At 72.7% G+C, this 22,829-nt stretch carries 13 protein-coding genes; 6 read left to right on the top strand and 7 right to left on the bottom strand.

Going from position 1 to position 22,829, the window contains the following annotated elements; translation table 11 throughout:
* Positions 1–8 precede the first annotated feature (8 nt).
* The 3 genes from STTU_RS30380 to STTU_RS30370 all read right to left on the bottom strand — a co-directional run bounded on the left by STTU_RS30380 (position 9) and on the right by STTU_RS30370 (position 1,698).
* A complete protein-coding gene (locus STTU_RS30380) occupies positions 9–332 on the bottom strand; it encodes a WXG100 family type VII secretion target (RefSeq protein ID WP_007830062.1) in 324 nt (107 codons plus the stop codon).
* Between the two features lie 57 nt (positions 333–389).
* A complete protein-coding gene (locus tag STTU_RS30375; protein WP_008749402.1) occupies positions 390–701 on the bottom strand; it encodes a hypothetical protein in 312 nt (103 codons plus the stop codon).
* A 70-nt stretch (positions 702–771) separates the two neighbouring features.
* Positions 772–1,698, bottom strand: coding sequence for a hypothetical protein (locus tag STTU_RS30370; protein WP_007830060.1), 927 nt, complete (start codon positions 1,696–1,698; stop codon positions 772–774).
* A 214-nt stretch (positions 1,699–1,912) separates the two neighbouring features.
* Between STTU_RS30370 and STTU_RS35750 the strand changes: the two genes are divergently transcribed.
* The 4 genes from STTU_RS35750 (at position 1,913) to STTU_RS30350 (ending at position 16,573) form a co-directional block, all read left to right on the top strand.
* Positions 1,913–10,642 carry a hypothetical protein gene (locus STTU_RS35750; protein ID WP_007830059.1) on the top strand — a complete coding sequence of 2,910 codons (8,730 nt, stop codon included), beginning with the start codon at positions 1,913–1,915 and terminating at the stop codon, positions 10,640–10,642.
* The gene (locus tag STTU_RS30360) at positions 10,639–13,239 is read left to right on the top strand and encodes a right-handed parallel beta-helix repeat-containing protein (RefSeq protein ID WP_043256809.1); all 2,601 of its coding nucleotides are present in this window, start codon (positions 10,639–10,641) and stop codon (positions 13,237–13,239) included. The genes STTU_RS35750 and STTU_RS30360 overlap by 4 nt, the downstream gene beginning before the upstream one ends.
* 24 nt (positions 13,240–13,263) lie before the next feature.
* Positions 13,264–14,241: an RICIN domain-containing protein gene (locus tag STTU_RS30355; protein WP_007830055.1), complete on the top strand. Its 978-nt coding sequence runs from the start codon at positions 13,264–13,266 to the stop codon at positions 14,239–14,241.
* 505 nt (positions 14,242–14,746) lie between these two features.
* Positions 14,747–16,573: a chitinase gene (locus STTU_RS30350; RefSeq protein WP_007830044.1), complete on the top strand. Its 1,827-nt coding sequence runs from the start codon at positions 14,747–14,749 to the stop codon at positions 16,571–16,573.
* Positions 16,574–16,759: 186 nt separating this feature from the next.
* Here the strand turns inward: STTU_RS30350 and STTU_RS30345 are convergent, their stop codons facing one another.
* The 4 genes from STTU_RS30345 to STTU_RS30330 all read right to left on the bottom strand — a co-directional run bounded on the left by STTU_RS30345 (position 16,760) and on the right by STTU_RS30330 (position 20,149).
* Positions 16,760–17,200, bottom strand: a complete 441-nt coding sequence (locus tag STTU_RS30345) for an ATP-binding protein (protein ID WP_007830042.1) — start codon at positions 17,198–17,200, stop codon at positions 16,760–16,762.
* 158 nt (positions 17,201–17,358) lie between these two features.
* Positions 17,359–18,396, bottom strand: a complete 1,038-nt coding sequence (locus tag STTU_RS30340) for an ABC transporter substrate-binding protein (protein ID WP_007830040.1) — start codon at positions 18,394–18,396, stop codon at positions 17,359–17,361.
* Positions 18,397–18,465: 69 nt separating this feature from the next.
* Positions 18,466–19,344: an ABC transporter permease gene (locus STTU_RS30335; RefSeq protein ID WP_043256806.1), complete on the bottom strand. Its 879-nt coding sequence runs from the start codon at positions 19,342–19,344 to the stop codon at positions 18,466–18,468.
* Positions 19,334–20,149, bottom strand: coding sequence for an ABC transporter ATP-binding protein (locus STTU_RS30330; protein WP_007830035.1), 816 nt, complete (start codon positions 20,147–20,149; stop codon positions 19,334–19,336). Before STTU_RS30330 ends, STTU_RS30335 begins: the two co-directional genes overlap by 11 nt.
* Positions 20,150–20,415: 266 nt before the next feature.
* Here STTU_RS30330 and STTU_RS30325 point away from each other — a divergent pair, with 266 nt between their 5' ends.
* Positions 20,416–22,062, top strand: coding sequence for a sensor histidine kinase (locus tag STTU_RS30325; RefSeq protein WP_007830026.1), 1,647 nt, complete (start codon positions 20,416–20,418; stop codon positions 22,060–22,062).
* Positions 22,059–22,763: a response regulator gene (locus STTU_RS30320; protein ID WP_043256805.1), complete on the top strand. Its 705-nt coding sequence runs from the start codon at positions 22,059–22,061 to the stop codon at positions 22,761–22,763. Before STTU_RS30325 ends, STTU_RS30320 begins: the two co-directional genes overlap by 4 nt.
* The last annotated feature ends 66 nt before the right edge of the window (positions 22,764–22,829 follow it).

Here is a 22,829-nt window from a genome sequence, read left to right as displayed (position 1 = left end):
GCGGGGGGTCAGCCCTCGTTGCCGCTCTGGGCGTTCTTGACGCCGGTGGCGATGTCGCCGTCGGAGTCGGCGATCGCCTTGGCGATGTCGTTGAAGGTGTTCGCGTACTCCTGGATGTTCTTGGCGGACGTCTTCATCTGGTTGCTGAAGTCGTTGTACGCCTCCTGGAGCGCGGGGCTCGCCTTCTCGAAGACGAGTCCGTCCTGGAGCAGACCGCTCACCGTGGTCTCCAGGTCGCCCAGCTCGGTCGAGATGTCGCTGAGCTTGGTGCCCATCGTGGTGGCGACGCGGGCGATCTCGTCGTAATCGAAAAGGACATCGGGCTGCGCCATGGTGCTGTTCTCCTCGCGGTTCGGTGAAGGGGGCGGGGGCACGGGGCCCCGGGGGGCTTACTGGCCGCTGCTGTTGACCTTCTCGGCGATGTCGTGGTCCATGTCCTTCACCGAGTTCATGATCTGGCGGAACTGCTCGGCGTAGCCCTTGATGCTGTCCGTGGCCTCCTTGAGGGAGGTCGTGAACTTCTCGTACTGCGTCTGGAGGGCGGGGCTGGACTGGGTGAGGACGAGGGAGGTGTCGAGGAGGTTGTCGACCTCGGTCTTCGCCTCGTCCATGCGGGGCACGAGGGTCTGCTCGACGCTCGTGTCCAGGAGGTTGGACACTCGCTCGATCTCGGCGTACGAGAGGCTGATGTTGGCGGGCACGTGGGTGTCCTTTCTGTCGGGGGCAGGGGTCCCGGGCGTCCGGCCCGGGGCCTGGTCGGTGGGGACGGGGTCAGTCGTCGTCCTCGGGCTCGGGCCAGTCCTCGTCCGGGCCGCCGCGCGTCACGGTGGTGACCTCGCCGTCCTGGTCGGTGGTGGTCATGGTCCCGGAGCCGTCCTCGTTGATGACGACCTTGGTGGAGGTCTTCGAGCCGTCCGCGTACGTCGTCTCCATCGTGTAGTCGCGGGCGTCGTAGCGGTCGCCGTCGGAGGTCTCGTGGTACTCGGGCGCGGAGTCGTACGTCGTCACCGAGGTGTAGGACTGGCCGTCGGGCGTCGTGATGGTGGAGCTCTCCTTCATCACGTTGTAGTCGTCGTCCACCTCGACGTCGACCGACACCTTGCCGTGCTCGTCCTCGTACGAGTACGACAGCGGCGGATCGTCCGCGGGCTTGGGCGGCGCGTCCCCGGGGTCGTCGGGCGCGTCGTCGTCATCGATCCAGGTGTCGCAGAAGTCCGGCGCGTCGTCGGCACGGCACAGCTCGCCCATGTTCGCGTCGGGGTGCTCGGCGAAGTAGTCGGAGGCGCCGATCTTCTCCAGGTAGTCGTCCCACGCCGTCTTGTCGTCCTGCCACTGCTCGTACGCCTCCTTCTGGTTCTTCCAGTCGTCGAGGCCGAGGCTCTGGCTCATGAGCCCGGCGGCGGAGGAGAGCTGCGCGTCGGCGTTGAAGAAGGTGTCCGAGACGCCCGAGAAGGTGTCGGCGAGCTGGCCGAGGCCGTCCTTGGCGTCCTTGGTGCGGGAGGCGGAGTACGAGTAGAAGAGGTTGAACGCGTAGGAGAGGTCGGAGCTGCCGAGCACCGCCTTGCGTTCGGAGCTGGTCGACTCGCCGACCTCCTTGAAGGCCCCGGTCGCGCCGCCGCTGCCGGCCGCGTCCGCCAGCTCGTGCATCTTGGCCTGCACGACGTGCAGGTTCGAGTAGTCGATGGAGAAGTCGGGCACCCCGTACCTCCCTGGTCCCTCGGTGGCCCGGTGGTCCGGACCGGCTGTCCGCTCCTTCCACGCACGGGGCCCCTCGAAAGGTTCATCGCATCCCCGGAAATCCGGCTGAACCTTTCGGCGCGCTGGTGCGTGGACAGGTCAGCGGCCCTCGCGGCCGGTGACCGACAGGCCGGATGGCAGCCCGGACCGGGCCGTCGAGGAAGGAGCGCGTCCCATGCCCCGCCCCTCCGACTGGAGTGCGCTCGGACTCGGCGGTGACCCGACGCCGGGCGACGCGGACCGCATCGACGAGGTCATCTCCTCGCAGGAGAACCTGGTCTCGCTCGCCGACACGATCGACGACGGCCTGACCTCGGTGCTCAACACGACGGACGGCATCTTCGTCGGCGAGACGGCGGACGCGCTGCGCAAGAAGATCGACGGGGACCTCCGCAAGTACGTCTCCTCGTTCCGGCAGGCGCACAAGGACGTCCAGGGCGCGCTGCGCACGTACGTGGACGTCATGCGGACGCAGCAGAAGCGCGCCGACGACGCGCTGACCGCGGCGGCGGCGCTGGACGAGGACGACGACGCGGGCCGCGAGGAGCAGAAGGGGATCGCGGAGGACGCGAAGAGCCAGCTGGAGACGGCGGCGAGCACCGCGTCGGACACGATCACGGACGCCGCGTACAGCATCGCCTCGCCGATCGACGAGTGCGAGGAGTTCTGGAAGGCGCTCGGCTGGCTCGCGCTCATCCTCATCATCCCGGCGATGATCGTGGGCGGTCCGCTCGCGCTCTTCGCGATCGGCCTGAACGTCGCCCTGCTCATCAAGACGGCGATCGACTTCTCGCAGGGCAAGGCGAGCATCACCGACCTCGTGCTCTCGATCATCGGGGTGATCGCGCCGACGACGAAGGGCATCCGTCTCGGCGACCTGTGGAAGGGACTCAAGGGACTCGGCGCGGGTGCCTTCAGGGGCGCGGGGAACCTCTTCTCGGGCGCCAACTCGCTCGGCTCGCTGACCCGGCTCGCGCTCGGCTTCGACGACGTGTTCGCCGCCTCGGGCAACTGGCTGCGCGGCCTCAAGGGGCTCAACGGGCTGAAGATCAGCGGTGCGGGGCTGCACTTCATGCCGGGCGCCAAGGGCTTCACGATGGGCATCAACGGCATCCGCGACATCAAGCTGGTGCCCGCGGTCAGCGGCCTGACGGTCATCAACCTCGCGGGCGCGAAGACGTTCTTCGCCATGAAGACGGTGATCGGCGGCCTCAACGGCATCCGCGCCCTCGGCACGACGCTGGTCAACACGACGGTCAACGGGCTGCGCGGGGCGAACTCGCTGCGGCTGCTCCTGCCGGTCGCCGCGGACGAGCTGGGGCACGGTGTGCTCTTCGCGCTGAAGATCGGTGTCATCGACCGCGGTGTCTTCGGCCTGTACCGGTACGGGGCCTTCGCGGGCGGGCAGTTCATCGGCGCCGCGAGCAAGATCTCCGGGGGCGTGGCGCACGGTCTGCAACTGGCCCCGCCGACGGGCGGCTTCGGCTCCTTCGCGCACGTGAACCTCTCGGGGTTCACACCGACCCCGCCGACCGGCATCGGCGGCGGCTTCACCTCGGTCCACGGGCTCACCGGGGCCTCGGCGATCGGCGGGATCAACACGAGCGCCTTCCACGGCCTCGGCTCGACGATCAACTCCTCGGTCCCGGCGCTCGGCGCGAAGGTCGTCGATGTCCCGACGATCTCCACCCTCTCCGGCGTCAACGCCGTGCACATCCCCACCCTCGGCCCGATGAACGCGGTGTCGGCGCCGGGCATCGGCGCGACGCACCTCCCCGGCGGGGTCACGGACGTGGGGCAGGTCGCGGCGCACGGGGTGGACGTCCCGCACCTCGGGGCGGGTGTGGGCCGCGTCGACACACCCGCGCTCGGCGGGCTCGGCCAGGTCCACACGCCGCAGCTCGGCTCCGTCGCCGTCCCCGCCCCCACGCAGGGGCACATCGCGGCGCCCGGCCAGATCAACGCCCCGGCCGTCCACCAGATCAACGTGCCCTCGCTCGGCTCGGTGTCGCAGGGCTCGGTCGTCGGGAAGCTGGACGCGCCGCCCGTGGGCGCCCGTGTCAGCGACCTGCCGTCCGTGAACGTGGGCGTCACCCACGTCAACCTGCCCACCACCGGGCACGTGTCGGTGCCCGCGCTCGGCAACGGCTCGGAGGTCTCGCTGCCGTCCGTGGGGCGGGTCGACATCGCGGCCGTGGGCCGGGGCACGGAGATCAACGCGCCCACGGTGAGCCGCGTCGACGTACCCTCGGCCGGCGCCTCCGCCCCGGTCACCGCGCCGCCGGTCGGACACGTCGACATCCCCGCCGTCGGCGCGACGTCCGCCGCCGCCCCGCCGGTCGCGCACGTGGACGCCCCCGCCGTCCGTACCGGCGACACCACGGTGCCCCCGGCGGCGCAGGTCCACTCCCCCACGGTCCACCAGCCGGGGCAGACGCAGGTCCAGGCCCCGGCGACGTCCGGGCACGTGACGGCGGTCCCCGGGGGCGGGCAGGTCACGGTGCCGCCGCTGTCCTCGGGTGCCGGGGCGGGCGACGGCGCGAACGGCCTCGGCCACCTCAATGGCTCGGTCACGGGCATCGACGCGAAGCCCACGCCGATGCCCGCGACGACCGGCGGGCTCGCGCTCCCCGGCAGCGGCTCGCTCATCGCCGACCTGGGCAAGGGCGGACTGGTCGACCTCTCGGCGCTCGCCCAGCGCACGATCCGCGTCAACATGGTGCACACGGTCCAGTACGACCTCCAGCACACCTTCCGCAACATGGACGAACTGCTGCCCGGGGTCGTCGTGGACGTGCGCCCCGGCACGGGCGCCACCCGCGCCGACGTCACCGTGACGCAGACCGGCGGCCTCAGCGGCGTGACGGCCCACCACCTCCAGGAGGGCGGCCGGGACATCCTGCGGATCGAGCGGACGCTCGGCGACGGCACCGTGCACCGCTGGAACTACTACCTGGAGGCGTCCACCGACTACGCCCCGGCCGGGCCCATGGAGATCGTCCCGCCCGGCACACGCGGCAGCGGCGACGTCGAGCTGACGTCGCTGCCCGGCGGCTCGCACCACCCGCCCACCGCCTCCACCTCCGCCGCCGTGTCCGTCCCGGCCCCCGCCCCGCTCACCAGGACGCTCGACGTCCCGGGCCTGAACGGGGTCCAGCTCCACATGACCCCCGACGGCACGGGCGGCATCGGGCACGCCGCGGTCACCGTGCAGCCGGGTGGCGGCGCGTGGACGGCGACGGTCCGCGCCGGGCACACCCCGGGGACCCCCGGCATCGTGCACATGGAACAGCGCGTGAGCGCGGTCGAGGTCCGGCACATGGACGTGTCGCCGCAGGACGGCGGGGGCCTGCGGGTGCTCTCCGACGAACGGTTCGTGACACTCTCGGGCGGCCAGTTCCACGGGGCCGTCGTCGCGCTCGACTCGCTCGTCCCGAACACTGTGCGCCACGTGCCCTCGCCGGGTGCCGCGGCGCCCGGCGGGGTCCCGGGGATGGTCGGGCACGAGATACGGATGCCCTCGGGCAGCGGCTTCCAGCTCTACGACCCGGCGACGGGCCTGCCGACGCGCTCCGGGCTGCGGCTCGGCGACGGGGCGGGCGGCGAGATCCACGTGCTGCCGAGCAGGAACGGGCAGCAGCTCGGCCTCACCGGCCCGGACGGGGCCCCGGCGCCCGCGCCGCAGGCGCAGGTCACCGCGCAGGCGGGCGGCGGCTTCCGCGTCCAGTACGGCGAGAGCCACGTCGTCGTGGACGCGACCGGCGCCCGTACCCACACGGTCGTACCGCTCGGCGGCACCAACGACTTCGTCCTCACCCCCGCCGGGGGCGGCGGCCACACGCTGGTGGACGCGGCGGGGGCGGCCCACGCGCGGCCCGTCACCGCGCACGGCACGGACTTCCACGTGCCGGACGGCACCAACCCGCGGCTCACGCACGTGTACGACGCGCACGGCGCCCCGACGCACGACCTCCTCTCGCTCCAGCACCCGGGCTTCGCGGGCCGCGACCTCCACCTCCCCACCGACGGGACGCCGCCGACGCTCCACGGCGCCACCGTCACCCCCCAGACCGGCGGCGGCTTCCGCGTCGACGACCCGACCAACGGCCACCACATCGTCGTCGGCCCCCAGGGCGCACACACCCACAACGCGATCCCCCTCGGAACCACGGGCGACCTCGCCCTGCGCCCCACAGGCCCCGGCCCCGTCACCCGCGTCGACCTCAACGGCGGCGCACGCGGCCCGATCACCCTGCACGGCACCGACTTCCACGTCCCCGCCGCCGCCCCGGGCCGCCACCACGTGTACAACGCCACCGGCACCCACACCCACGACACCCTCACCCTCAACCACCCCGCCTTCAACGGCCGCGACCTCCACCTCCCCACCAACGGCACACCGCCGACCCTCCACGGAGCCACCGTCACTCCCCAGACCGGCGGCGGCTTCCGCGTCGACGACCCCACAGGCGGCCACCACGTCGTCTTCGGCCCGCAAGGCGCCCACACCCACAACGCGATCCCCCTCGGGGCCACGGGCGAGCTGGCTCTGCGCCCCACGGGGCCGGGCGCCGTCACCCGCGTCGACCTCAACGGCGGCGCACGCGGCACCGTCACCGTCCACGGCACGAACTTCCACGTACCGGACGGCACCAACCCGCACCTCGCGCACGTCTACGACGGGGCGGGCACGCACACCCACGACCTGCTCTCCGTCCAGCACCCCGCCTTCAACGGCCGCGACCTCCACCTCCCGGCCGACGGCACACCCCCCACGCTCCGTGGAGCCACCGTCACCCCCCAGACCGGCGGCGGCTTCCGCATCGACGACCCCGCAGGCCACCACATCGTCGTCGGCCCCCAGGGCGCACACACCCACAACGCCGTCCCCCTCGGAACCACGGGCGACCTCGCCCTGCGCCCCACAGGCCCCGGCCCCGTCACCCGCGTCGACCTCAACGGCGGCGCACGCGGCACCGTCACCGTCCACGGCACGAACTTCCACGTACCGGACGGCACCAACCCGCACCTCACCCACGTCTACGACGGCGCGGGCACGCACACCCACGACCTGCTCGCGCTCCACGGTCATCCACACCTCAACGGCCCGCTGCGCACCGACCCGGCGGGCGGGAACCCGTCCCTCGGGGCCGGCGACACCGTCGTGCGGCAGGGCGACGGGAGCTTCCGGGTCGAGGCGGGCGGCAACCACGCGGTCTTCGACGGGCAGGGCGCCCACACGCACGACGTGGTGCGGCTCGGCACCGGCAACGAGTACGCGCACATGCCGGTGGGCGGCGGGGCGCCGCGCGTCGTCGACGCGGGCGGCACACCCGTGCCGCACGCGACCGTCGTCACCCGCCCGGACGGGCACATCGTCGTCACCGGCACGGGCGGCAGGGTGCTGTACCGACCGGACGGCAGCGTGCAGGCCCAGGTCGGCCACGTGCTCGCGAACGGGGAGGGCATCCACGTACACCCGGGCGGACACCTGGCGCTGTACAGCCGGGACATGAACCTTGTGGACGACGTGACGGTCACCGCGAGGCCGGGCGGCGGCCACCGGATCACGGGCGCGGACGGCCAGGTACGGCTCTTCGGGCCCGCGGGCGCCCACGACTACACGATCGCGCCCCCCGGCGCGGGCGCGCACACCTTCCGTGTCACCGACCACGCGGGCGGCGGCCACTTCGACGTCGTGCAGCTCACGGACGGTGTCGGCACCCGTTTCGTCCGGACGGACACCCACGTCCTGCTCGACGGCGACATGGCCCCCGTACCGGCGGGCACGCACACCTTCGCCCACCAGGCGGACGGCAACTACCGCCTGACGTTCAACGGCGGCGGGCGCGCGAACGAGTACCACCTCTACAACGGCAACGGCCAGCTCTTCGAGCAGCGGATCAACGTCTTCGACAAGGGCACGCTCAAGAACGACCAGTTCCTCAAGGTGACCCACCCCACGGACGGCGTGACGAAGCCGAGCTGGGAGCGGGTGCGGCTCGACGGGACGGGACAGCCGGTCGCCGCTCCGGCGATCAAGAAGTGGTACGACGCGGGCACCGTGGACACGAAGGGTCTCGGCAACGGCCGCGTCAAGCTGACGACCCACTCGGGCGTCGAGCTGATGGAGCGCAGGCCGCTGCCGAACGGGCACGTCCTGGACGGCTACCACTCGGCGGCGGGTGTCGGCTCCTTCGGGCGCTTCAACCAGCGCGGCGTGTGGACCGAGTTCGACGGCGCGGGCACCGTCGTCGGCTCGGGCACCCGGCACTGGGGCGAGAGCGGGCGCAGCTGGTTCGACGTCACGGGGCACACCGGCACACGTGTGCGGCACTACCAGGAGCTGCCGGACGGCGGGCACGTCCTCGCCGATGTCGGCCACCGGCCGTTCTCGCAGAGCTTCTCCGGCGACACCCGCTGGACCCGCTTCGACAGCGAGTTCAAGAAGGTCGCCGAGGGCGACCGCACGTGGGGCCCGGGGCGCGGCTTCACGGACCACCTGCCCCACCCGGAGACCGGCGTGCGGGTCGTGGCGCAGGAGAAGTTCGGCCGTTTCAACTGGTCCGTGGACGACGTACGGCGCCTGCACCAGACGGAGTTCGGCGCGGACGGGGTGCCGAAGAAGGACTACACGTCGTGGTCCGCGCACGGCAAGGAGAACGGCCGGGGCGTGACGCTGAAGGACGGCGGCTTCCTGGACAGCACGCGGTTCGCCGAACAGCGTCCGCCGCGCGTCTTCCGCTGGATGATGAGCCCCGAGTACCGGGCGGCGAACCTGGACCACGTGCCCTGGCTCGCCAAGGACGGCCGGCTCCAGATGCACACGTGGACCGAGACCGGCGCGGGCGGCGTCACACACGGCGTGCGGTTCGTCAGCAACAACGGCACGATCACCGACATCAGCAGGGCGGGTGACCTCGTCCGCGAGACACGCAAGCCGCTCGACGGCAAGGCCGTGACGACCGGCGACGTCGCGATGCCGGACGGGGTCGCGAAGCAGAACGGCTACCTGCCGTGGAAGCAGGGCGACGACGGCCTCAAGGGCCACCGCACGTACCAGGCCACCGACTTCGACACCACGAACCTGCCGACGGGGGTCAACGCGGGCGACATCCGCTGGCAGGAGCGCTTCACCAACGACCTGGGCGACGGGAACTGGTACACCCCGAACGCGGGCAAGCAGTGGCACGTGGCCCGCATGGGTCTCGCGGACGGCTCCGTCGTCGACTTCCGTCCCCCGCCCGGCGCGGCCGGGCGCGAGGGCCGGATGGGCGCGGGCAACGACTGGACGCGGTACGACCACCACGGCCTCGTCCTCTCCCGCCAGGACACCTTCCCCGACCCGGCGGGCGGCGCGAACGGCATCCGGATCACCTCGCAGGGGATGCTCGACGGCACGGTGCGCTGGAGCGACGGGGCGGGCGGTGGCGGCATCCGCAGGCTCAACCACCACCGGGGCGAGGTCACCCCCTGGGGCTGGGACCGCGAGAGCTTCCAGGACTTCGACGCGGCGGGCGCGCTCGTGCGCGACCACAGGCTGCTCGCGGACGGCACGGTGGTCGACGCCTGGAAGAACCCGGCGGCGAACACCTGGCACTGGAACAAGATCGGCGCGGACGGGGAGATCAAGGGCTTCGGCAACGGCGTGGGCGACCGCGTGCGGCAGTGGTTCGACCGGAACGGTACGCGGCTCCCGGACTTCCAGCCCGGCGCCGTGTTCAGGGACCTGGACAACAACGCGGGCCACATCGTGCAGGAGATCCCCGTCCGCCCGGCGACCACCCCGCACTTCCAGGACTCGCCCTACCGGGTCCGCGAGTACGTCCAGACACCGGGCGGCGTCCACAACCCGCACGTGTGGAAGGAGTACGACAACGGCATCGAGCTGGGCCGCAAGGTCGAACTGCCGGACGGCAGCTTCCTGGAGAGCGAGGACTGGCACAAGCAGTGGCGCCGCTTCGGCGCGGACGGATCGAGCATGATCGACGAGCGGACCATCCCCGGATACGTGTGGCATCGCGACACCTTCGGCCGCACCACGCTGACGGGCCGCGAGACCAACTTCACGGGCATCCTCTCGGAGTACCGCGGCTTCAACCGCATGTGGCGCGAGCCCAACCGCTGGGAGTGGGGCCACACCGCGGGCGGCGTCAGCACGTACACGTCGTTCCCGTACAAGGCCGGGCAGGCGCTCGCCGTCGACCTGATCCAGGAGTGGCTGCTCGACTTCGGTATGAACCTGGCGGTGTACGGGATCGTCGCGGCGGCCACGGGCACGCCGTTCGGCTGGAACGAGGTCGGCAAGGCCGCGTTCGGCGCGACGGTCGGCGCGGGCGTCAAGGGGGCCTTCTCGCTCGGGCACTTCGCGACGTTCCGGGGCGGGCCGTGGAAGACGGGGCTCAGCCAGGTCGACCAGGGCAACCCGTACGCGCGGCGCCCCAACGACGACTCGTGGACGGCGGAGTTCGCGGGCAACGAGAAGGTCACGCGCTGGCGTTCGGGCACGTACGACTGGGGCGTGGGCCTCATGACCGGCGCGGTCTCGGGCTTCGTCACCGCCGCCGCCAGCTCCGCGATCTTCGGGATCAAGGACGCGAACGGCAACACCGTGCACCTGCACGGCAGCGACGCGCTGCTCGCGGGCGCGGTCGGCATGGCGGGCGGGGTCGCGGGCGCGGTGAGCCTCGGTGTGGCCCGTACCGCGATGATCCAGAACTTCGGCGGGCGCTTCTACCACCGGGGCGGCGTCTTCGACACCTTCGCCGTCGCGGGGCTCGGCAAGCTCGTCGACAAGACCTTCGCGAACCTGTACCTTTCCTCGACCTTGCAGAAGCAGGTCTTCCCGGGCCACGACTTCTACACGGGCGAGCAGCAGAACGAGCAGAACGGGGAGCCGAAGTGACGGCCGTCAGAGTCGGCCCGCGGGGCCGCGGAGTCCATCGCACGATCGCCGACGCGCTCGCCGCGGCACCGGCGGGGACGACGGTGCTGGTCGCTCCGGGCACGTACGTGGAGAGTCTGGTCCTGTCGCGGCGGGTCACCGTCGAGGCGGAGGCGGGCGCGGGTTCGGTGCGGTTGCGCGCGGCGCACGGGGTCCCCGTGACGGTGACGGCGCCGGGGTGTGTGCTGCGCGAGCTGAACCTCGCCGGTTCCGATCCCGATCAGCCCGTGGTGCGGGTCGAGGACGCGGCGGGGCTGACCGCCGAGCGCTGCGAGCTGACGGGCGGCCGGGTCGAGGTGCTGGGCTCGGCGTCGGGGACGTCGGCGGCGGCGAACACGCGGCTGGGCGCGGAGGACACGCTGCGGGGCGAGGTGGCCGACCCGGTCGACGGCGGCGGAGTCCTCGTGCTCGACAGGACGCGGCTGAGCGGGGCGCGGGGCGCGGCGCTGCACCTCGTGGGCGACGCGCGGGCGCGAGCGGTGGACACGGAGATCTCCGAGGTCGACGGGATCGGCGCGGTCGTCTCGGGGCAGGCCGTCCTGATCGCCGAGCGCCTGCGGGTGCGCGACACCTCGGGCTCGGGCGCGCGCGCCAAGGGCATGGGCAGGTTCCTCGCCCGCGGCAGCGTCTTCGCCGGTACGGGGCGGCACGGCGTGCTGGTCGAGGAGGACGGTGCCGTCGAGCTGACGGACTGCCGGGTGGAGCAGAGCGGGCGGTGCGGGGTGCGGCTCTCGCACCGCGGTCGCGCTGCCCTGCGCGAGACGCGGATCACTGGCCCGCGCGAGCACGGCGTGCGGGCCGACGACCAGGGCGGTGTCTCGCTGCGGGACTGCCAGGTGGTGCGTCCCGGCGGGCATGGGATCAGCGCGGCCGGGGCGAGCAGCGTGCGCGTCACGGACGCGCTCCTCGCGGAGGCGCACGGGAGCGGGCTCGCGCTCGCGGGACAGGCGCGGGCGGTGCTCGAAGGGCTGCGGGTGCGCGGCGCGGGCGAGCACGGACTGCGGGTCTCGGGAGCGGCCGGCGCCGAGGTGACCGACTCCTCCGTCGCGGGGGCGCGGTTGTGCGCCGTGCACGGCGACGAGGAGGCGCGTCTCGACCTCACCGGGCTGCGCGCGGTCGGCGCGGAGACGGGGCTGCGGCTGCGTTCGGCCGCCGAGGAGGAGTCGCGGGTGCGCGCGTGCGTCTTCACCGGGCAGGGGCGCAGCGGCGTCGAGATCGGCGCGGGGACGGCGGTCGCGCTCACGGAGGTCCGGGTGAGCGGCGCCGGGGGCGCGGGCGTGACCGTGGACGCGGGCGGGCGGCTGACCATGACGGGCGGCACGGTCGCGGGCGCGGCCGGCAGTGGTCTCGTCCTGGAGCGGGAGGCGACGGCCGAGGTGCGCGGCGTGCGGTTCGAGGACTGCGGCAAGAACGGCGTGCTCGTCGGCGAGCAGGTCAGCGGCACCTTCGCGCACTGCGACGTGTCGGGGACGACGTTCCCCGCCCTGCACGTCGGCAAGGGGGCGCGGGTCCGCTTCCTCGGCTGCCGGGTCTTCGACAGCGCGCAGGACGTCGGGCTCGCGGACGGCGCGGAGCCGGAGTTCGAGGACTGCGCGGCGGTACGGGTCAGGACGGCGGCGCTGCCGAGCCTGTCGGACCGTGCCCGGACCCCGGCCGCGCCCGCGTACGTCCCGGGCGGTGGCCCGCACGCGCCCGAGGAGACCGCCCCGGAGGCGGACGGCGCGCTGTGGGACCAGGGCGAGCCGGCGCCGGAGCCCGAGAGCCTGGAGGACCTGCTCGCCGAGCTGGACGAGCTGGTCGGCCTCGACGGGGTCAAGCGCGACGTCAACGGCATGGTCAAGCTCATGCAGACGGTGCGGATGCGCGAGGAGGCGGGGCTGCCCGCTCCCCCGCTGAGCAGGCACCTCGTCTTCGCGGGCAATCCCGGCACGGGCAAGACGACGGTGGCCCGTCTCTACGGCAGGCTGCTGCACGGTCTCGGGCTGCTGTCGCGCGGTCACCTCGTGGAGGTGGACCGCAGTTCCCTCGTCGGCGAGTACGTCGGTCACACGGGCCCGAAGACGACGGAGGCGTTCCTGCGGGCGCGCGGCGGGGTGCTCTTCATCGACGAGGCGTACGCGCTCGCCCCGGCGGGCGCGGGCAACGACTTCGGCACGGAGGCGATCGCGACGCTCGTCAAGCTCATGGAGGACCACCGGGACGAGGTCGTCGTCATCGCGGCCGGTTATCCCGGGGACATGGACCGATTCGTCTCGTCCAACCCCGGGCTCTCCTCCCGGTTCAGCCGGACGCTGCTCTTCGCCGACTACAGCTCCGAGGAGCTGGTGAGCATCGTCGAGCACCACGCGCAGCGGCACCAGTACGAGCTGACGGAGGCGGCGCGCCGGGCGCTCACCGCGCACGTCGGGACCATCCCGCGCGACGCGGGCTTCGGCAACGGCCGCACGGCCCGTCAGCTCTTCCAGGCGATGACCGAACGGCAGGCGATGCGAGTCGCCGAACTGACGTCCCCCGACTCGGCCCAGCTCATGCAGCTCGACGAGCACGACCTGCTCTGACCGACCCCCCAGGAGTTTCACACCATGCGCATGCGCCCCACGCACCGCACCGCGGAGCCGGCGGACCCGGCCGAGCAGACCTTCGCGGACACCTTCCGTCAGCGTCCGGCCCGCGCCCCGCACGGGCTCGTGCCCAGCCGCAGGGTCTGGGTGACCCTGGGCTGGGCCGCCGCCGTCTCCGCGACCGTCACGCTCTCGGCGGTGGCCGCGCGCGCCACCGTGCTGGACGACGACGGCAAGGAGAGCCCCGCGCTCGCGGCGAGCGACACCTCGGCGCGCGTCGCGGCCGACCCCGCGGCCTCGCCCTCCGGCTCGCCCACGCCCTCTCCGTCCCCGTCCCCGTCCCCCACGAAGGAGGCGGCGAAGCCGCAGGAGAAGAGCGGGTCCGGGGGCTCGGGAGGCGGTGGCCCCGTGTCGGGCGGGGCCCCGGCGGGCGCGCCCGCGGCCCCGCCCGCCGGAACACAGGAGAAGAACGGCACCGGCGGGTCGGGCGGCGGGAGCGACGGCGGCGGCGCGAAGAGCGAGGCGAAGAAGGACACGAAGGACGAGAAGCCGTCCGGCTCCTCCGGCTCTTCCGGCGGCAACGCGCCGAAGAAGGCGCAGGCGCCCGCGCAGGACTTCTCCCGGCCGCTCGGCGCGATCGTCGGGCGGTACGGCGACTTCCAGGGCCACTGCGTGCAACTCGCGGGCAGCTCGCTGAAGTTGTACCCGTGCGACGGGGGCGCGGACCAGCAGTGGCAGTTCGCCAAGGACGGCACACTGCGCAAGAACGGCCGCTGCCTCTCGCTCGCCGGCCGCTCGACCAACGACGGCACGTACGCGGTCATGGCCGGGTGCGACTCGACGAACGTCACGCAGTGGCGCTACTCCCCGGGCAACGACATCGTCAACGTCGCCGCCGACAAGTGCCTCGACGTGGCGAACGCGAGCACGGCGGGCGGTACCCCGCTCCAGATCGCGTGGTGCTCGGGCAACTGGGCCCAGAAGTGGAACGTGCCCTGATTGTTGGGGATTTCACCCTGTCCGCGCGAGCAACGCGGGGACACGACGCAGCACGCGACACCCGGCGGGGCCCGGCCTACCCCGCGCTCAGGTACGCGCTCGCGCCCGTCGCCGAGGCCGAGCGGCGAGCACCTACGCAAACGACACAGCGGCGGCGGTGCGCCAGGACGCCCCGCTGCCGCCCCGGAACGCCTACGCCCTCGTGGCGCGGCGCGAGGGCGTGAACGCGCCAGACGCGCACCAGGCAGGGCTGCCCGCGAGGCGCCCCAACGGCCGCCGGTCACGCCCCCCCCTCCCGGAACCGACCCCCCGGACACCCGAAGGCGGTTTCCCCGCGTCAGGAAGCGGTTTCACCCACCCGCGTCCGCGCAAGCGGTCTTGACAGGGGCATTGGTCTGGACCATCTTGAGGCAGCACTCCCGCACCACGACGGTTCCGTTCCACCCCTTCGCGTCCTCCGCCCCGGCACGCCCGTGCCGGGGCACCCCCCGCTCCGGAGGCAGTCGTGCACCGTAGAAGATCCCTGTCCCGCGGCAGATCCCTCGCCGCTTCCCTCGCCGCGGCGCTCACCGTCGGCGGCCTGCTCGCCCTCTCCCCCACGGCCTCCGCGGCCGACGCCGAACTCGTCGCCAACGGCGGCTTCGAGTCCGGCACGAGCGGCTGGAGCTGTTCCGCCGGCAGCGGCTCGGCCGTCACCACACCCACGCACGGCGGGAGTTCGGCGCTGAAGGCGGTGCCCGCCGGGAGCGACAACGCGCGGTGCGCGCAGACCGTCCGGGTCAAGCCCGACTCCGCCTACACCCTGAGCGGCTGGGTGCGGGGCGGGTACGTGTACCTCGGCGCCGCCGGGACCGGTACGACGGACGTGTCCACGTGGACGGCGTCGGCGGGCGACTGGCAGAAGCTGACCACGTCCTTCCGCACCGGGCCCTCCACCACCTCCGTCGAGATCTACACCCACGGCTGGTACGGGACCCCCGCCTACTACGCCGACGACCTCTCCCTCGTCGGCCCCGGCACCGACCCGGTCGCCGTGCCCGCGACCCCCGGCGGCCTGCGCGCGGCCACCCCCACCGCGACCTCGGCGACCCTCACGTGGAACGCGGTGCCGGGGGCGAGCGAGTACCGCGTCTACCAGGGCGGGACCAAGGCGGCGACCGTCACGGGGACCTCGGCGACGGTCTCGGGGCTCTCGCCCGCGACCGCGTACAGCTTCCAGGTGAGCGCGGCGAACGCCTCCGGCGAGTCGGCCAAGTCGGCGGCCCTGAAGGTCACGACGGCGGCCGGTGGCGACAACGGCGGCGGCACGAGCGGGCAGTTGCCCGCCCACGCCCTGGTCGGCTACCTGCACGCGAGCTTCGCCAACGGCTCCGGGTACACGCGGATCGCCGACGTACCCGACTCCTGGGACGTCATCGACCTCGCTTTCGGCGAGCCCACCTCGGTCACCTCGGGCGACATCCGCTTCAGCCTGTGCCCCGCGAGCGAGTGCCCGGGGGTCGAGACGCCCGCCGAGTTCAAGGCGGCGATCAAGGCGAAGCAGGCGGCGGGCAAGAAGGTCCTCATCTCGATCGGCGGGCAGAACGGGCAGGTCCAGCTCACGACGGCCGCCGCGCGCGACACCTTCGTCTCCTCGGTCTCGAAGATCATCGACGAGTACGGGCTCGACGGTCTCGACATCGACTTCGAGGGCCACTCGCTCTCGCTCAACACGGGTGACACCGACTTCCGCAACCCGACGACGCCCGCGATCGTCAACCTCATCTCGGCGGTCAAGTCCCTGAAGGCGAAGTACGGCAAGGACTTCGTCCTGACGATGGCGCCCGAGACCTTCTTCGTCCAGCTCGGCTACCAGTACTACGGCTCGGGCCCCTGGGGCGGCCAGGACCCGCGCGCCGGGGCGTACCTGCCGGTGATCCACGCCCTGCGCGACGACCTGACCCTCCTGCACGTGCAGGACTACAACTCGGGCTCGATTATGGGCCTCGACAACCAGTACCACTCGATGGGCGGCGCGGACTTCCACATCGCGATGACGGACATGCTCCTCACGGGCTTCCCCGTCGCGGGCGACACGAGCCGTGTGTTCCCCGCCCTGCGCCCCGACCAGGTCGCGATCGGCATGCCCGCGTCGACCCAGGCGGGCAACGGCTGGACGGCCCCGGGCGAGGTCACCAAGACCCTCAACTGCCTGACGAAGAAGACCGACTGCGGCAGCTACCAGACGCACGGCACATGGCCCGCGCTGCGCGGGCTCATGACGTGGTCGATCAACTGGGACCGCTTCAACGGGGGTGAGTTCTCGAAGACGTTCGACAACTACTTCGGCTGAGCGAGCCCCCTCGCGAACGGTCCGCCCGGGCGGAGTCGGCCGCTTCGCCGGAGTCGGCCGCTTCGCCGAAGCCGGCCGCCCCGCCGGAGCCCGCCGCTTCGCCGGAGCGAGCCATACGGGCCGGGCGGCGAACCGCCCAGCCCGAGCGGACCCCTTCGCCCGGCCGCACCGCCTCGCCCGAGCGGGCTACTTCGGCCGGGCGGACGGCTCCCGCGTCCTGACCGCCTCCGGCGGCCGGAAGCAGGCGGTGACGTCCTTGCCGCGGCGGCAGGGGTGGATGTGCCAGGTGTCGGCGAGCAGGCCGACGAGGAACATCCCCCTGCCGCCGGTCGCCTCCGGGCCCGCCTCGCGCGGCTTCGGGAGGGTGGGCGCCGAGTCGTGGACGGTCACGTGCAGGCACTCGTTGTCCCACGTGAGCAGGAGATGGGCCGTGCTGTGCGCGTGGACGTGCGCGTTGGTGACGAGTTCGGAGACGGTCAGCAGGACGTCGTCGGTGGTCCCGGGGGCGGTACGGGTCCACCCGAGCGTGTCGAGGTGGCCGCGCGTCCACTCGCGCGCCGCCCGCACCTCGGTGTCGAGCGGCAGCGAGCGGGCCCACCCGACCGCCCTGAGCGAGTTCTCGTCCATGACCGTGCTCCTTCACCATGGCCCGCGCTGCTGAGCGGGCACCCCGTCCTGCCGATCGGGTGCCCGCTCAGGGCGGGGACAGACACGGAACGGGGACATTCCGTACCCGTGGGGGTGAAGTCGTACGGAAGAAGTGGCTACGGTGCGGCCCGCCGCCCTCAGCCGGCGTTCTTCACGAACTCGGTCGTGTAGGTCTTCGCGAGGTCGACCTTCGTGTTCTTGAGGTTCGGGTTGAACGCCTTCAGGACGCGTTCGACGGTCTCGGGGCCGTTCTCGGGCATGACGCCGTCGGTCGTGAACATGGGCAGGGTCGCCTCGATCGACTTGGCGTAGAGGTCCTTGCCGCCCTGCGCGTAGTCGGCCGGCATCTTCGCGGCGATCTCCTCGGGCGAGTGCGCGTCCATCCACTTCAGCGTCTTGACGAAGGCGCGGGCGAGTTTCCGCACCGTCGCCTTGTGCTCGTTCACCCAGTCCGTGTTCATGTAGAGGCTCGACGAGGGGTACGGGCCGCCGAGCGCCTTCTCGGAGCCCTCGGGGGTGCGCATGTCGACGAGGACCTTGCCGATCTTCTTGTCGAGGATCGCCGTGACGGTCGGGTCGGTGGTCATGCCGGCCTGGATGGAGTTCTGCTGGAGCGCGGAGATGAAGGTCTGGCCCGCGCCGACCGCGACGGGCGTGATCTTCTCGACGGGCACGCCGCTCTTGACGGCGAGGTACTTGGTGAGGAAGTCCGTCGAGGAGCCGAGCCCGGTGACGCCGAGCTTCTTGCCCGCGAAGTCCTTCGGCGAGGCGATGTCCCCCGCCGCCTTCGCCGACACCACCTCGACCTCCCCGGAGGTGTGGGAGAGCTGCACGACCGACTCGACCTGCTTGCCCTTCACCTGGAGGTCGAGGGTGTGGTCGTAGAAGCCCACGACGCCCTGCACGTCGCCCGAGATGAGCGAGGTCGTCGCCTGCACCCCGGCGGGCTCGGTGAGGAGCTGCACGTCGAGGCCCTCCTGCTGGAAGTAGCCGAGCTTCTGGGTGAGCATCGCGGGCAGGTAGATGACCTTGTCGAGCCCGCCGACCATGATCTTCACCTTGCCCCCGCCGTCCTTGCCGCCGCCGGAGCCGGAGGAGTCGCCGCAGGCGGTGAGGGAGCAGAGGGCGAGCACGGCGGTCGCGGCGGCGGCCGTTGTCCTGAGGGAACTGCGCATGGGGTCACGTCCTTGTGAGGTGGTGGGTGGTGCGGTGGCGAAGGGAGCCGGGACGCCGCGGGACTCGGCTCAGCGCCCGTCGCCGCCCTCGGCCGGCTTCCAGCGGAAGAGGCCGCGTTCGAGGGCGGACAGGAGCGCCTCGGCGAGCAGCGCGACGACCGCGAGGATGACCATCGCCGCGTACACACCGGCCGCGTTGAAGGTGCCCTGCGAGGCCGAGACGAGCAGGCCGAGGCCCTTCGTGGCACCGATGTACTCGCCGACGATCGCCCCGATGAGCGCGAAGCCGAAGCTCACGTGCAGGCTCGTGAAGATCCACGAGGTCGCCGAGGGGATGACGACCTGGAAGGTGACCCTGCGGTTGCTCGCGCCGAGAATGCGCGCGTTGGCGACGAGGTTCCGGTCGACCTCGCGGGCCCCCTGGAACGCGTTGAAGAAGACCGGGAAGAAGACGAGGACGACGGCCGAGGCGATCTTAGACGCGGGCCCGAGGCCGAACCAGATGAGGAAGATCGGCGCGAGCACGATGCGCGGCAGCGCGTTGAGGACCTTGATGTACGGGCCGAGCACGTCCGAGAGGAAGCGGACGCGGCCGAGCGCGATCCCGAGCACCACCCCGGCGACGACGCCGATGACCCAGCCGAGCAGCGCCTCGTAGAGCGTGTACCAGACCTGTTCCCACAGGCTGCCCTGCGGTGTCCCGTCGGTGACCCAGCGGCTGATCTGGTCCCAGATCCTCGATGGCATCGAGAAGTTGAAGGGGTCGATGACCTCGGTCCGCGCGAGCCACTCCCACAGGCCGAGGAGCAGGACGAGGAGGAGCACGCGCGCCCCGTACACCGTGAGGCGGCGCCTGCGGGCCGCGCGGGCGCGGGTCTCGGCGCGCGTCGGCTCCTCCTTGCGCGCGGGCGCGGCGGGCCGGGCGGGGCTCGTGGTCTCAGGCGGCATCGGCGGCGCCCCTTTCCCTGGTGATGCGGACCTCTTCGCCGAGCGAGGTCCAGATCTCGCGGTAGATGTCGAGGAAGCGCGGTTCGAGCCGGATCGACTCGACCTTGCGGGGGCGCGGGAGGTCGATCGTGAAGACCTCCTTGACGGTCGCGGGGCCCGCCGTCATGACGACGACCTTGTCGGCGAGCGCGATGGACTCCTCCAGGTCGTGGGTCACGAAGACGACGGAGGCACCCGTGCCCGCCCACAGGTCGAGGAGTTCGTCGGACATGAGGGCGCGGGTCTGCACGTCGAGCGCTGAGAAGGGCTCGTCCATGAGGAGGAGTGTGGGGTCGTTGACGAAGGTCGCGGCGAGCGCGACGCGCTTGCGCTGGCCGCCGGAGAGCTGGTGCGGGTAGCGGTCCTCGAAGGCGCCGAGGCCGACGCGGGCGAGCCAGGCGCGGGCGCGCTCGCGCGCCTCGGCCTTGGGCACACCCCTGAAGCGCGGGCCCGCCATGACGTTGGAGAGCACCGAGCGCCAGGGGAAGACGGCGTCCTGCTGGAAGACGAAGCCGGTCGTGGGGCCGATCCCCGTGACCGGTGCGCCGCCGACGAGGACGTCGCCCGTGGTGGCCTCCTCCAGGCCGCTCACGAGGGTCAGGGTCGTGGACTTGCCGCAGCCCGTGGGGCCGACGACGGCGACGAACTCGCCCTGGTCGACAGTGAGGTCGAGATCGCGTACGGCGGTGTGGAGTCCGCCCGACGGGGTGCGGAAGGTCTTGCCCGCGCCCCGCAGCTCGATGGCGGGTGTCTGGTGACTGCTCATGCCGGGGGACGCTAGGGGCGGTACGGGTCCAGGGCGGCCTTGTGCCGACAAGCCTCCGTTGTGCCCGTACTCCTCGTTCCGCTCGTTGTGCTCACTCCGGCGTGTCCGTCGGGCGCACGGGCCTGGGCAGCGCCCCGCCGCCCGTTTACCTTGCCGCTACACGGGTGTTAAAAGGGCATGTCCGCGCGGGCGCGGTGGCCCGTACCCGTGGCCCTTCCCGTCCGTACGCGGCCCGCGCCCGTACCCGAACGAAGACAGAGGACAGCATGCGACCGCACTGGCCCCGGCGGCTCTCCGGCCAGATCCTGGTGGTGCAGCTGACCATCACGACCGGCGTCATGGTCCTGGCCGTCAGCCTCTTCATCGCGCCGCTCGCGCGCGAGCTGGACGACGAGGCGACGCACCGCGCGCTCGCCATCGCGCAGACCACGGCGGCCGACCCGGCGATCACCGAGGGGCTCCTGACGACCCGGCCCGGCGCGAGCGGCCCGGTGCAGCGCGAGGCGGAGCGCATCCGGCGGGCGACGGGAGCGCTGTATGTCGTCGTGATGGACCGCGAGGGCGTGCGCTGGTCGCACACGACGGTCGCCGAGATCGGGCGGCACGTCTCGACCGACCCGAGCGGCCCGCTCGCCGGGCACGAGGTGCGGCAGGTCGACAGCGGGACCCTCGGCCGCTCGGCCCGCGCGAAGGTGCCGTTGTACGGAGCGGGGCACGAGGTGGTCGGCGCGGTGTCGGTGGGGATCGCGTACGACAGCGTGCGGCAGCGGGTCGTGGACGCGCTGCCCGGACTGCTCCTGTGCGCGGCGGCGGCGCTCGCGGTGGGCGCGGGGGCGGCGGTCGCGGTCGCGCGGCGGGTGCGGCGCAAGACGCAGGGGATCGGCTTCGCGGACATCTCGGCGCTGCTCGACGAGCGCGAGGCGATGCTGCACGGCATCCGCGAGGGTGTCATCGCCTTCGACCCGCGTGGCCGGATACGGCTGGTCAACGACGAGGCGGCGCGGCTGCTCGGGCTCGACGCCGACATGACCGACTACGGGCTCGACGCGGTGCTGCCGCCGGGCCGTACGGCCGACGTGCTCGCGGGGCGCGTCGCGGGCGCCGACCTGCTCGCGGTGTGCGGGGGCCGGGTGCTGCTCGTCAACCGGATGCCGATGGCGGACGGCGGCGCGGTCGTGACCTTGCGGGACCGGACGGAACTGGAGCTGCTCGGGCGGGAACTGGACAGCTCGCAGGGGCTGCTGGACGCGCTGCGCGCGCAGGGCCACGAGCACGCCAACCGGCTGCACACGGTGCTCGGGCTCCTGGAGCTGGGCCGGCCGGAGCAGGCCGCGGACTTCGTGGCGCAGGTCGCGGGCGGCAGTGCGGCCTCGGCCGAGGAGATCGCCGAGCGGCTCGGCGATCCGCTCCTGTCGGCGCTGCTCGTGGGCAAGAGCGCGGTCGCCGCCGAACGTGCCGTGACGCTCGGGATCGGCGCGCGCACCGGCCTCCCCGGGCGGCTCGTCGCGCCGCGCGACCTCGTGACGGTGCTGGGCAATCTCATCGACAACGCGCTCGACGCGGCGTGCGAGCGGCGCGTCGCCGAACCCCGCGTGGAGGTACGGGTGTGGGCGGAGGGGACGACGGTGCTGCTCCAGGTCGCGGACACCGGGCCCGGGGTGCCGCCCGAGCTGCGGGAGAGCGTCTTCGCGGAAGGCTTCAGCACGAAGGCGACGGCGTCTCCCGGACCGCGCAGGCCGCACGGGCGGGGCATCGGGCTGAGTCTCGTCCGCAGGCTCGCGGAGCGGTACGGGGGCACGGCGCGGGTGGGGGCGCGGGCCGGGGGCGGCGCGGTGTTCACGGTGACGCTGCCCGAGACGCTGATCCCGCGGGACGCGGGGGCGCTCGTCCCGGCGGCGGGGGGTGAGCGGTGATCCGGGTGCTCGTCGTGGACGACGACTTCCACGTGGCCGAGATCAACACCGCGTACGTGAGCCGCGTGCCCGGTTTCACGGTCGTGGGCAGCGCGCACACGGCCGCGCAGGCACTCGGGTGCCTGGAGCGCACGGAGGTCGATCTCGTCCTGCTCGACCACTACCTGCCCGACGAGACGGGCGTGCAGCTCGTGCGCAGGCTGCGGCTCGGCGGCCACGACACGGACGTCATCATGGTGACGGCCGCGCGTGATCTCGCGACGGTGCGGGGCGCGCAGCGCTTCGGCGCGCTCCAGTACCTCGTGAAGCCCTTCACCTTCGCGGGGCTGCGGGAACGCCTGGAGGGATACGCGGCCCTGCGCCGTGCCGTCGACGAGGGCGCCGCGCGCCCGGAGCCTGGCCAGGAGCAGATCGACCGGATCTTCACCGGGCTGCGCGGCGGTGCCGGGCGCCCGCGCCCGTCCCTGCCGAAGGGCCACTCGACGGCGACGGCGGCCCTCATCCGCACCGCCCTCACCAGCGGCCCCGCGCCGCTGTCCGCCCACGAGGTCGCGGCCAGGACCGGGATCGGCCGCTCGACGGCGCAGCGCTACCTCAAGTACCTGGAGCACTCGGGCCTGGTCTCGCTGACGCTCCGCTACGGGGACACGGGGCGGCCGGAGCACCTGTACACGTGGGTGGCGGGGGCGGGGCGCGGCTGAAGCGCCCCTGCCCGCCCGTCGCTTACGCGCCAACGCGCACGACTTCCTGCCGCCCGTATTGACACG

The sequence above is a fragment of the Streptomyces sp. Tu6071 genome, from assembly GCF_000213055.1.
Lineage (GTDB): Bacteria > Actinomycetota > Actinomycetes > Streptomycetales > Streptomycetaceae > Streptomyces > Streptomyces evansiae.
Note: the sequence above shows the minus strand (reverse complement) of the source record. Positions and strands in the feature narration are given on the sequence as shown.